This is a genomic window from Niastella populi, from assembly GCF_002078015.1.
Classification (GTDB): domain Bacteria; phylum Bacteroidota; class Bacteroidia; order Chitinophagales; family Chitinophagaceae; genus Niastella; species Niastella populi.
In genome coordinates, this window is record NZ_LWBP01000167.1 from 29,068 (window position 1) to 41,785 (window position 12,718).

8 protein-coding genes are annotated in these 12,718 nt (G+C 46.9%); 6 read left to right on the forward strand and 2 right to left on the reverse strand.

Going from position 1 to position 12,718, the window contains the following annotated elements; translation table 11 throughout:
- The first annotated feature begins 369 nt into the window (after positions 1 to 369).
- The 4 genes from A4R26_RS14470 (at position 370) to A4R26_RS14490 (ending at position 6,265) form a co-directional block, all read left to right on the forward strand.
- A complete protein-coding gene (locus tag A4R26_RS14470; protein ID WP_081164469.1) occupies positions 370 to 1,203 on the forward strand; it encodes a glycoside hydrolase family 16 protein in 834 nt (277 codons plus the stop codon).
- A 365-nt stretch (positions 1,204 to 1,568) separates the two neighbouring features.
- Entirely contained in the window at positions 1,569 to 1,940 is a 372-nt protein-coding gene (locus A4R26_RS14480; RefSeq protein WP_133054674.1) for a hypothetical protein, read from the forward strand.
- Between the two features lie 279 nt (positions 1,941 to 2,219).
- Positions 2,220 to 4,514, forward strand: a complete 2,295-nt coding sequence (locus tag A4R26_RS14485) for a TonB-dependent receptor (protein WP_081164472.1) — start codon at positions 2,220 to 2,222, stop codon at positions 4,512 to 4,514.
- A gap of 149 nt (positions 4,515 to 4,663) precedes the next feature.
- Entirely contained in the window at positions 4,664 to 6,265 is a 1,602-nt protein-coding gene (locus tag A4R26_RS14490) for a PepSY domain-containing protein (protein WP_081164473.1), read from the forward strand.
- Positions 6,266 to 6,341: 76 nt separating this feature from the next.
- On the opposite strand, the gene A4R26_RS14495 is transcribed toward A4R26_RS14490, so the two are convergent.
- The gene (locus tag A4R26_RS14495) at positions 6,342 to 7,250 is read right to left on the reverse strand and encodes an AraC family transcriptional regulator (RefSeq protein WP_081164474.1); all 909 of its coding nucleotides are present in this window, start codon (positions 7,248 to 7,250) and stop codon (positions 6,342 to 6,344) included.
- Positions 7,251 to 7,366: 116 nt separating this feature from the next.
- Here A4R26_RS14495 and A4R26_RS14500 point away from each other — a divergent pair, with 116 nt between their 5' ends.
- Positions 7,367 to 9,706, forward strand: coding sequence for a DUF5703 domain-containing protein (locus A4R26_RS14500; protein ID WP_081164475.1), 2,340 nt, complete (start codon positions 7,367 to 7,369; stop codon positions 9,704 to 9,706).
- Between the two features lie 75 nt (positions 9,707 to 9,781).
- Positions 9,782 to 10,474, forward strand: a complete 693-nt coding sequence (locus A4R26_RS14505; protein WP_081164476.1) for a hypothetical protein — start codon at positions 9,782 to 9,784, stop codon at positions 10,472 to 10,474.
- A 211-nt stretch (positions 10,475 to 10,685) separates the two neighbouring features.
- On the opposite strand, the gene A4R26_RS14510 is transcribed toward A4R26_RS14505, so the two are convergent.
- The gene (locus tag A4R26_RS14510) at positions 10,686 to 12,701 is read right to left on the reverse strand and encodes an aceric acid hydrolase (protein WP_081164477.1); all 2,016 of its coding nucleotides are present in this window, start codon (positions 12,699 to 12,701) and stop codon (positions 10,686 to 10,688) included.
- Positions 12,702 to 12,718 lie beyond the last annotated feature (17 nt).

The window sequence follows — 12,718 nt, forward strand, 5'->3', positions numbered from 1 at the left end:
ATGCTGCCGATGATCCTAATTTATAACCCGCTGAATCAAAAACAGCTACTTGATGCACGTCGCAAACAGGTGTACAGATGACATTTTTATTTACCCGGCTGACTTTTTAGGCAATAAATGCATTATATTAGTGTAGGCTTTGCTGTTAACTGGAGTTTTAAGTATTAAGTATTAGGTTTTATGTTCTTTGGTTCGTGACGACTTATTTTATTCAGACCTCGCGAACTTTACGCTCCGGGTTTTCAGCTTTAAGCCTTCAGCTTTCGGCTGTATTCACGATTGCCCACTGCTAATTTGATTATAGTAACGCGGTCCCGGATATCCGGGTCTTATTCGTTTGCCGTGTCACAATTAATCAAAACAAGTCATATGAAAAAAATGCAACCTTTCGTTCTGTCAGGCATCCTTGCCTTGCTGTTCATTCAGTGTAAAAAAGCAATTAAAGACCCGGCTTCGCCGAACACTGAGCAACGAACGGCAACGCCCGAAGTTTTTGAAACAGTCATCAACAACACCTTCGCCAGTTACGCCACATTAGAACAGTACTGGAATTATTTGTATCCCTGGGGGTCAGACCATAACGGTTCAGCCCGCATGTATGCGAGCCCTACCGATCATAATCATGTTTATCTCGACGGGAATGGCGTACTCACTATCAAAGCCACACGAATAAACTGGAATGAAGGGAACAGCAGTTCCAATCCGTACCTGCCTATCCGTTATCACTCAGGGGCCATCAATGCCAAATTCCACATTCTTGTGAATGATCAGTTCCCTAATTATGAAGTAAGAGGCGATTTCCAGGCGCCTTCGGTGCGAGGCAGCTGGCCTGCTTTCTGGCTTACCGGCGTAAACAGCTGGCCGCCCGAAAGCGATATCATGGAGTTCAAGGGCAACACCAATAACTGGCAGAACACATTCCGCACCAGCAGCGATGTTACCTCTACCATCACCAATGTATCATCGCCCGGCAGCTGGCATACCTATCGCGTATGGATCCAGAAATCTTCGGCCACAGATGTAATCATACATTATTATATAGATGGCGTTTGGAAAGCGCAGCACACGGGCAACTTTGTGGGCAAGCCCATGTATATCATCATCAATATGCAAATGGAAGGTTCCAGTGGCTCGCCCGGCCCAACAACAGATACCTACCTGCGGGCCAGAAATATTTATGTAGGCAGAACAAGGGCTTTCTAACTAAAACATACAACATGAAAAAATGAGAGTCGGAAAGAAAGTAAAGTCCGGAATTAAGAAAGATAGTTACAGAGAGGGTTTCTTTCTAAACCTCCGGACTTTCCGACTTTCGACCTTCGTCCTGTTCATGCAGCCCCCCGTCAATTACGGCATACATGTCAACGACTTCAGGCCATTCCCATTCGGTTTCACCGATCTTGCTTAAACTCTATAACACACAACGATTGCATCCCAAAAGTACACCCGCCTGGTAAGGGGCATCATGATATGAGACAGGGAATAATATGATCTTAATCAAGAGATAGTCTGATACTTTTCATCCATTATATTCGTTTACCTGATATCTTTGCCAAAAATCAGGTGTTTTGAATAAATGGTGGACGATAGTGTTTTTGATAGGCATGCTGGGGCAAACCTTCAGCAAAAGCCTTATCGTCCTGAACTTCAGGATGAATCAAAAGACCATCGCCGCTACATTATGTGAGAACCGCACAAAACCCAAAACATGCTGCCTGGGTAAATGTTACTTGGGCAAACAGCTGAATAAAGACGAAAACTCACAGAACACCCCATTGAACGGCGGTTCAGGCTTTAAGTTCGAAGTGGTATTGTATAACGAAAAGAAAGCCGAAACCCAATTTCATTCATTCAACGAACAACCGGTACATGTATCGCGGTATACCGATCCCATTTCTCAAAAGGTAATAGACGCTATATTCCATCCTCCACAAGGCTAAAAGCTAAAGGCTTAAGGCTAAAGGCCAAAGGCTTAAAGCTAAATACAAAATCCCGAATGCCGGGATGACCACTTATGCCGAACGCGAAAAGCTAAACGCCAAACGCGCAACCCCGAATGTTAAGCTGCCCGATTTTATTCGGGAAGTACGATTTCGAGAGCCCGCCTTCAGCGTTAAGCATTAAGCATTCCGCCTTCCGCCTTCTTCAACCTATGCATCTCTAGCATCTGTCAGGATCATACTGCCTGAACAGCTACCGTATGCGCCAACGTTATTACTATGAAACTTTTTATACACTGTGTAACCGCCCTATTGATCGTATTGACAGGCGTTCGTTCCTATGCCCAAACCAACTGCACCGGCAAAGTAATTGATGCCATAACCAAAGAACCTGTAGCACATGCTTCCATACAGATCAAAAACACCAACCAGGGAACTATTACCAATAACAGGGGAGAATTTACATTACCGCTTACCGATACCGGCAACGAACTGACCATATCTTCATTAGGCTATTTTCCGGCAACCGTCGCCAATGCAGCTTCGCAAAAACAATGGCTTATTACGTTACAGTCTAACAATAACAGCCTGCAGGAAATTGTGATCAGCGCCAGCAGAACAGCGCAAAAACGAAGCGAAGCGCCGGTAGCCATTGCCACCATCAGCAAACAAACCATGGAAGACACAAAGGCCACCCGCATAGACCAGCTGGTAAATAAAATAAGCGGTGTGAACATGGTGAGCCTTGGCAATGAACAGCACTCGATGAGCATTCGCCAGCCGATGACCACCAAAAGCCTGTTCCTCTACCTCGAAGACGGCATTCCCATTCGCACAACCGGCGTATACAATCACAATGCCTTACTGGAAATGAATATGCCCGCCGCCCGGCAGATAGAGGTTATCAAAGGGCCCTCTTCTTCGCTTTATGGTGCAGAAGCCATTGGCGGCGCTATCAATATCATTACCCAGGCGCCACCCGCCGTTTTTTCCGGACAGGTAAGCGTACAGGTCAATAACAACGGTTATAAAAGAACCGATGTACAGGTAGGCAATACGTTTGGCAAATTCGGCTTACTGATAAGCGGTTATTATGCCAACCGCCATAACGGCCCGGTCGATCACAGCGATTTTCACAAAACCGGCATCACCCTTCGCGGCGACTATGCCATCAGTGAAAGAACAAAATGGGTGAACGATCTCACTTACGTAAATTATTACAGTGATATGCTGGGTTCGCTCGATAGTGCGCATTTCGCCGGTAAAGACTATAGCACACCGCAAACGTTTACCTATCGCAAAGTGCCGGCGCTTCGCTATAAATCGCAACTGTTACACCAATGGAACAGCAACAGCAGCACCCAGGTATCGTTTATCTTTCGCGACAATTCGGTACAACAAAATCCATCGTACCGGGTGAAAAACATCGCCAACGATCCTGCGCGCGCATACGGTGAGATCAATGAAAGCGCGTTCAACACCTACATGCTGATCGCGCAGCACCAGCAGTCGTTCGATTTTTTAAACAGTAAACTGATCGCCGGCATCTCGGTTGATAACAGTCCGTCGACCTATAACAGCAACTTCATCAATATCAACCGCGATGGCCGCGGGTATTATGTAAGTTATGCTACTACCGATTCGGTGCTCAGCCAATATAAGACCGGCATCAACAACCTGGCTTCTTATCTACATTACGAAGCAGCAATTGCAAAAGGGTTAAAACTCACGGCCGCCCTGCGTTACGATCTCTATCATTATGATTTTGAAAATGCGCTGCCGCCATCTGCCTTTACCGGCGCCCCTTCTACCAAAAATGATTTCAACCGGTTTTCGCCTAAAGTTGGCGCTACCTGGAACTATAAAGGAACCGGCATTTATGCCAACTACAGTGAAGGGTTTGTGCCGCCCCAGATCAGTGAATTGTACACCGGGGTAAAAGTACCCTATCTTGGTCCGCAAACATTTTACAACTATGAAGTGGGCGGCTGGTTCTCTTTACTGAAAAATAAATTATATGCCGACTGGAGCTGGTACCTGTTAAACGGCACCAATGAGATCATCAGCGTACGAAATGCAGATGGTTCAACAGAGAACCAGAATGCCGGAAAAACAAAACATACCGGTATTGAATACGGGATCACTTACCGGCCCATAAGCGCATTATCGATCCGGTTCAGCGCAGCCAACAGCAAACACTCTTTTGTTGACTATGTTGAAAAAGGCACCGCCTATAATAACAACGAGCTGGCCGGCGGACCACGGTTTATAGCCAATGCGGAAGTAACGTACAAACCGGTATTTGTAAAAGGCCTCCGGCTAAGCGCCGAATGGCAACATACAGGCCCATACTTTATGGATAATGCCAATAGTAAAAAGTATGGCGGCTACGATCTGCTGAATGTTCGTGCCGGTTATTCAATAAAAAAGTTTGACGTGTGGGTGAATGCGCTCAATTCAACAAATACCTATTATTCCACCTTTGCCAGCAAAGCGGGCAGCACGTTGAGTTATAACCTTGGTGATCCCAGGGAACTAACCGTAGGCATTGCTTACAAATTTATAAAACGTTAATAAAGCTGCAGGCTGAAAGCCCGAAGCCAAAGGCTGAAGGCCAAATGCGGGAACTTTAACGAAGGTCCTGTATTTGCTTTAGGCTTTAAGCCGGCCGCAGGTTACCGTAAACCTGCAACTATACCATCCATACATTCTAACCAACAAACATGCTCCGTAAAAAGATATACGCGCTCCACCGCACGCTGTCACTGATCATTGCCATTCCGGTATTGTTATGGGCGGTGAGTGGTTTTATGCACCCGCTCATGACCACCATAAAACCACAGGTAGCCGCACAAAAACTGCCGCCGCTGACGATCGACAGCAACGCTATAGGAGTGCCGCTGCCCGCCGCCTTACAACGAAATAACATTACCGCCTATCATTCAGTAAAGCTCATTCACATCGATACCAATTTCTTTTACCAGGTACAACAGGAAGTAAATAAATCGCCGGTGTACCTGAGCGTTACCAATGGTAAACTGCTGCCATCGGGCGATTGGTTGTATGCGCAATACCTGGCGCGGCAATTCCTCGAAGGACCACCTGCGCCGGCAGCCTCCTCCCCTGCTGCTGATGCCAGCCATACCGCCACCCCCGTAGCCATGGTTGAAGAAGAGGAAGGCCATGATTGCTGCAATGCCGCAACGGCCTGTGTATTGAATAACACAACGGGCAGTAAGATTGCCAACGTATCGCGCCTGACTGCATTCGATAAAGAATACAAATTCGTGAACCGGTTATTGCCGGTTCATAAGGTTTCGTTCAACCGGCCTGATGGTATAAGAATATATGTTGAAACCACCCAGGACCGGTTTGCCTTTGCCATGGATAACTGGCGCGCGGTGTTCGACAACATCTTCCAATGGCTGCACACCTGGTCGTGGCTCGATGCCCTGGGCAATACCAAACTGTATTTTATTATTGGCATCTGCCTGCTTTCACTGGTAACATCCGTTTTGGGCATGTATATTTTTTTCATTACCAAAACAAAAAAAACAAATGGCAACGCCACATTAAAGGCCAGACGAAATCACCGGTATACCGCCATCGTTGGAGCGGCGTTTACTCTTGCCTGGTCGTTCAGCGGAGCCTGGCATGCCCTCGAAAAATTCAAAACCGATGACCGGAACGCATACTTTGTCAGCAACCAGTTCCCGGCCACTATCAATATTGACTTTCCGCGGCTGCAACGGATAGTGAATAAACCGGTAAGTAATTTCAGCCTCGTAAAAATGGATGAACAAACTTACTGGCGCGTGGTTACCATAAATGGCAACCCCCATCCCGTGCATGCACCTGTGCAATCCATGAAAAGTATGGAGGTACCGGTACCCTCCATTATGTTCGTTAATACCGGCAATTATTCGGTGCTGCCCAATGGCGAGGAAAAATATGCGGCCTGGCTGGCCACACAATTCAGCAAACAACCGGCGGGCAACATACGGTCGGTAACAGCTATTACCAAGTTCAATGACGAATACAACTTTACCGACAAACGCTTACCCGTTTGGAAAGTAAGTTATGCCACAGCGGATGCCGACAGGTATTTTGTAGAAACAGCCACCGGTAAATTATCAGTGAAGGTCAATGACGGCGAACTGAAGGAAGGATATTCATTTGCTTTACTGCACAAGCATCATTTTATGGATTGGGGCGGGAAGACGGCGCGGGATGCGAGTACGATGATTTGGGCTTTTTTCCAGATAATAATGATATCAGTAGGACTGATGCTTTGGTGGCGAGCAAGGAAGAAGTTGAAAAGTTGATGGAGTTGATAGAGTTGATAAAGCCGCTCACCTTTATCAACTTTATTACCTTTATCACCCTTATCAACTTCAGAATTTAATCTTTCTTCTGGGATCTATACTGCTTCGGAGACAATCCTATTATCTTCCTGAATCTCTTTGAAAAATAATACGGATCATCGAAGCCCATGCTTAAGGCAATATCCTTTACCGAGCTGCTGCTGAAGTCGAGCTGCTGGCTGGCCTTTTGCATTTTCATCTGAATGAAATAATCGATAGGCGCATACCCTGTTTTTTGTTTGAACAGGCTCGAGAAACGGGAAGCGGAATAATTGTAATGGCTGCTGAGGTCCTGCAGGGAGATATTTTCATTGATATGTTCCTGCATGTACAGGATGGCGCTGTCAACCACATCGAGCTTATCGTTGGGGCTAACGGTGGTATGCTTCGAATTATAAATGAACAGGCTCAGGAAATGCGGTAAACACAAATTGGCGAAAATGAGGTTATCGGTACTGTACCCCAGTTCCAGGGCTTTATACATGCGGGAGAACATGGTAATGATCTCGCCGCTGCTTTTTATATAAAAGGGTTTGAAATGTTTTTGTACCGCATGCAGCTCATTGAACTCGGGAAGGGATTCGCCGCCGAAATGGATCCAGTAAATGCTCCAGGGATTGTCATCGGTACTGGCATAGGCATGTTCAACATTTTGCGGCAGAATGAAAAACTGGTTCGGACCAACCTCTGATCGCTTATCGCCTATCTGGTACCAGCCGGCGCCATCGACGCAATAAAATAAAAAGTTTTCAGGCAACCCCTTCTTCCGGTAGGTGTAATGACCACGCGCGTTAGGATAATAACCCAGGCTGCACAGGTGCAGTTTATTCAGCATTGCATTCGGATGTACCTTTTGCTTTAACACTGTTTTGGGAATCTCTATACGCTGGCGGCCAATGCCATACCAGATGTTCTTGATTGACCCCTCTTTATTTTTCGCATTCATATGGTATAACAATAGAATTTACGGCAAGATACTTACATTCGCTGATTCCCGGTTCGCTGAATTTTCCTGTTATGTTTATAATCCCGCGCCGGGAACACCGAATAGTATTAGCGCCCATGAACACAAGAAATGTATTACTGATCGCAGGCATTTTAACCGGTAACCTGGTAGCCCTGGTAGCCCGTACGCAGAACGTATTGCCCTCGTATAACGTAACCTGGAACGCACAAAGCACCAACTCCGCCGGCTCCATGCCCTGCGGCGGCGGTGATATCGGTTTAAACGTTTGGGTTGAGAAAGGCGAGCTGTACGTGTACATGGCAAAGAGCGGTTCATTTGATGAACACAACGCTTTATTAAAAGCCGGGCGCTTACGTGTCAAATGCACACCGAACGCTTTTGAAGGTGAATATTTTAAACAGGAGCTAAAACTCGAAGAAGGTTACGTACAGATCGACGGGCGGAACAACCGCCTGCAAACAACCATTAAAATATGGGTCGATGTATTTCGCCCCGTTATACATATCGAGCTTTCAGGGAACAAGGCGGTGAAAACCGAAGTGGCTTTCGAAAGCTGGCGTTATACCGACCGTAAAAATACCGGCAGGGCCAACTTTGGGAATTCTTACAAATGGGCGCCTCCAATGGAAGTAATTACCAATAAAGATAATATTGAATTTAAAGGCAATACCGTTCAGTTCTATCATCGCAACCGCACCGATGTTCCCAATATTTTCGATGTAACGGTAAAACAACAGGGGCTTGAAGCAGTAAAAGACAAACTGTATAATCCCATCGCCAATCTGACGTTTGGCGGCATGCTGCAGGGAAAAAACCTGCAACCGGCAGGCACCTATAACGGTACCTATATTAATACCGACTTTATGGGCTGGAAACTGCAAAGCAAAAAAGCGGCCCGCAAACATCATATTACCGTTTTATTACATACAGCACAAACACCCACTACCGAAGCATGGCAGGCCGGTTTACAACAGGCAGCTGCCGATGCGGCCAAACAAACGGCCACCGCCTGGCAGCAAACCCGCAACTGGTGGAAGCAATACTGGCAACGCAGTTTTATTTATATACATCCTGACCGCCCCGATACCGCCTCTGCCCTCTGGCAAACAGGCCGTAATTACCAGCTGTTCCGGTATATGCTCGGTTGTAATGCCTTTGGAAATAATCCTACCAAGTTCAATGGCGGATTGTTTACTTACGACCCTTCACTTACCGACAGCGCGTTACGCATCACCCCCGATTTTCGTAACTGGGGCGGCGGCACGCATACAGCCCAAAACCAGCGGCTGGTTTATTTTCCAATGCTCAAAAGCGGTGACTATGACCTTATGAAACCCCAGTTCGATTTTTACCTGCGTTTATTACGAACGGCCGAATTGCGCAGCGAAACCTACTGGAACCATAAAGGCGCCTGCTTTGTTGAACAACTCGAAAATTTTGGTCTGCCCAATTGCACGGAGTACGGCTGGAAACGCCCGGCCGGTTACGACAAAGGGCTTGAATACAATGCCTGGCTCGAATATGAATGGGATACCGTACTGGAATTTTGCCTGATGATGCTGGAGACGGAACGGTATGCAGGCAACAATATTAAAGAATACGTTCCTTTTATTGAAAGCTGTTTGCGTTTCTTCAATGAACATTACCAATACCGCGCGGGAAATCGGGGAAGAAAAACACTGGATGGCAACGGCCATTTGATCATTTACCCCGGCTCGGCCGCCGAAACCTATAAAATGGCTTATAACCCCAGCAGCACCGTTGCAGCGTTACACACCGTATTGACCCGCTTGCTGGAACTTCCCGGGCAATACCTGGCAGATTCATCACGCGCCCAATGGCAACAGATGCTCACCCGTATACCGCCAGTCAGCTACCGCCAATTCGGTAATTATACGACCATTGCGCCGGCCAAATTATGGGAACGGGTCAACAATACAGAAACCCCGCAATTATACCCGGTATTTCCATGGGGAATGTATGGGGTTGGCAAACCGGGGCTCGACACCGCCATCAACACATTCAAACACGATACCGACGCCCTTAAGTTCAGGAGCCACATCGGCTGGAAACAGGATAACATCTTTGCCGCCCGGCTTGGTTTAACCAATGAAGCGCTTCAATTGACCACCCTTAAATTAAAGAACAGCGGCCGCCGTTTTCCGGCTTTCTGGGGACCGGGGTTCGACTGGACGCCCGACCATAACTGGGGCGGCAGCGGCATGATCGGCCTGCAGGAAATGCTGTTGCAAACCGATGGCAAAAAGATCTTCCTCTGCCCTGCCTGGCCAAAAGACCAGGATGTGCATTTTAAATTACATGCCCCGTATAACACAACCGTGGAAGCAACCGTTGTACATGGGAAAGTGCAGTCGCTCATTGTGCTGCCCGAAGAAAGGAAAAAAGACGTGATCGATATGTTTTCGACACATTGATAAAAAACAAGGTGTGCCACGATTACCCTGGCGTAGGAAGCAAATCGTGGCACACCTGACAACCTGGAAAACCACATGAAGTCTATAATTACCGCTTTATTATTTTGCCTGGCTGCCAGCCTGGCATACGCCCAATCGCCATGCGATAAAATAAAGTACCTCGATAAACTGGCCATGGCGCCATCGGAACTGCCGGTTCAGGATTTTAAATTATTCGACTATAACCAGATCCCCGACTCAGTGAAGGCCCGCCTCCAAAGCGAGGTCATTAAAGAAACCTCCGCTGCCTTCTTCAAAGAGCTGAAAGTAAAAACCGTAAAGTACCTCGACTCCACCATCAACGCCGCCCTGTTCACGCCGGTGGTCATTACCGATAAAGACGAGAACCCGGTAGACTTTGTATATGCGATCTTTTATGAAATGCAGTTCAAAGGAAATATTCCGTTTGTATTTAAAGTGGAGATAAAACAAAACGGCGAGTTGCTGCGACCGGCACAATTTGAAGGGATCGTAAACCAGAAAAAGAAGATCATTCCCTGCGCAAAAGCTTTGTCAATTGCAGCCACCGATAAAGAAGCGCCCATTACAAAACCGGGCGATATGTACATCTACTATAATCAAACCTTCAGAACCATCGTGTGGCAGATCATGGAAGCCGACAATATTACCGGCGACAGCCACCATGTAACGGTGATAGATGTTTTTACCGGTGATATATTGGAACGTAATGAATTTTTGAAGGGGATGACGAACTTTGATAACGAATAATTTTAGTTTATGGTTTATGGTTTATAGTTTATGGTTGCTTCGCGCTTTGGAATGCCTGACATTTTTCAACAGCATTAAAGTCTTAGCACTTACTGCCCGAATATCATGAGTTCTAAAAATGTTCAGACGGCTGAATTTAAGGAACAATAAACCATAAACTATAAACCATAAACGGTTACATTTTACCCTAAACATAACTACAATCAACAAACTACTTTCTCACCCAAACAGTCATATCCGACTTCCCCCTGTTTCCCCACGCATAATATGGGATCATTGTAATTTTTACCGGCTTTGCGGTGGCACGCACTTCGCGGTACAATGCATTTGACCAGTCGGCCTTTGGTTGTAACAGACCGGTACCCTGCAATGTTGCGATCTTGCTTTTGCTGATGGTTGTAACCACCGGTTTCAGATCGTTCTTTACCGGAATAGCAATATCGAATACGTTTGTTCCTTTTGGTAAGTCGGTCGATTCAAGACAATACACAACAGGGCCGCGTTTAACCGCCAGCTGGTTACGGGTTTCCTCTACCAATGGATTGCTTTCTATCAATGTTACCGGCATGCTGAGATCGAGCTCCACCACATCACCGGTTTTCCAGGTACGGTTAAGTTCCGCATATTGCGCGGCCTTCGTATTCGCCGTAACCGGTTTGCCATTCACTTTCACCGTGGCGGTCTTACACCAGCCGGGAATACGCAGGAACAATGAATATGCACTGGGCGCGGTTTTATTTACCGTGAATTTTATATGACCATCCCAGGGATAATTGCTTTGCTGTGATAATTGTACGGCGGCGCCATTCAGCTGGGTGTTCAATGTATTTCCGCCATACAGGTGCACCCAAATCCCTTTATCGGAAGTAGTGTAAGCATAATCGGCCACTTCGGTCATGGTACGTACCGTATTGGGCGGACAGCAGTTCGACAAACTGATGTACGGGATCCGGCCGCCATGCCAACGAAGATTGTACGGAAATGCTGCCGAATGGCTCAGCGGGTTGGTATAGAAGAAATTATTTCCATCGAGGCTGATGCCCGATAAGATGGCGTTGTACAATTCCAGTTCCATTATATCGGCATACCTGGCATCGCCCGACAATAACAGCATACGCCAGTTCCATAACAGGTTACCGATGTTGGCGCAGGTTTCGTTATGCGCGGTCATATTCGGCAACTGGTAAGCGCGGCCATAGGCCTGATGCGTTTTTTGAATATAGGGCGGGTTGTATGATGTACCGTAGGGCGAAACGCCATCGTACAGGGCGCCGCAACCACCGGTAACATACATCTTCCTGTATACCACATCTTCCCAGATAGCATTCAAACAATCCATCAATGAATCTTCACCGGTCTCAGCATATACGTCGGCAACACCGGCGTATAGATAGTTGGCACGAACCGCATGGCCCATCGCAACTTTTTGCTGACGGAAAGGGATACGGTCCTGGTTATCATCAGTGCCATTTTCAACGAGCCCGCGAATATTGATGAAGTTGTTTGCGAGTTGCAGGTACTTCGGGTCTTTCGTGGTGCGATACAATTCCACTACGCCCATGTAATGCGAAGGGCAGATAGCATTGCGCGCCAGTTCGGGTGAAGAACGTTTATAAAAACCTTCGAGGTAATCAGCCGCTTTTATCGCAATGTTCAGCAATGTTTTTTTACCCGTAACCCGGTAGTGCACACAACCGGCTGTCATCAGGTGGCCGAGGTTATAGGTCTCGAAGTTCAGCCTGTCTTCAAATGCTTTTGTTTTGCCCGAATTTTTTTCCGCAATGATTACCGGGGTATGAATATAGCCGTCGGCCCGCTGACAGGCCGCAATGGTAGCAATGGCAGTATCCATCATTACATCGAGTTTCGGATCTTTGGTATCGGCATATAAACCGGCTACCGCTTCCAGCAGTTTATAAAAATCACCATCATGAAATGGCGGGCCTTTATGCGAACCGGTATCCTTACCTGCTGCAATTTCAAAATTCTTATAGGCATGGGCCACATTGGGGTCGGTATAAGTGCGCCATAAATGCGGCACCATAGAGTCTTTACATACCTGCATACGCTCGCCCCAAAATCCGCTTGTCCAAACTACAGCGTTCAGATCAACCGGTTGTAATTTGGCGTGTTTGCTGTTGCTGGTATTCACCAGGCTGTTGTTCTGGCTATACACACAATTTCCCGCAACCAACAGCGCAAGGGAAAGATTCATCCATTTACACATAGCTTTTACAAGATTTT

What these genes read in the sequence shown, in the direction of transcription:
- A4R26_RS14470 (WP_081164469.1), top strand. Translation starts at nt 370, where the DNA reads ATGAAAAAAATGCAACCTTTCGTTCTGTCAGGCATCCTTGCCTTGCTG.
- A4R26_RS14485 (WP_081164472.1), top strand. Translation starts at nt 2,220, where the DNA reads ATGAAACTTTTTATACACTGTGTAACCGCCCTATTGATCGTATTGACA.
- A4R26_RS14490 (WP_081164473.1), top strand. Translation starts at nt 4,664, where the DNA reads ATGCTCCGTAAAAAGATATACGCGCTCCACCGCACGCTGTCACTGATC.
- A4R26_RS14495 (WP_081164474.1), bottom strand. Translation starts at nt 7,250, where the DNA reads ATGAATGCGAAAAATAAAGAGGGGTCAATCAAGAACATCTGGTATGGC.
- A4R26_RS14500 (WP_081164475.1), top strand. Translation starts at nt 7,367, where the DNA reads ATGAACACAAGAAATGTATTACTGATCGCAGGCATTTTAACCGGTAAC.
- A4R26_RS14505 (WP_081164476.1), top strand. Translation starts at nt 9,782, where the DNA reads ATGAAGTCTATAATTACCGCTTTATTATTTTGCCTGGCTGCCAGCCTG.
- A4R26_RS14510 (WP_081164477.1), bottom strand. Translation starts at nt 12,701, where the DNA reads ATGTGTAAATGGATGAATCTTTCCCTTGCGCTGTTGGTTGCGGGAAAT.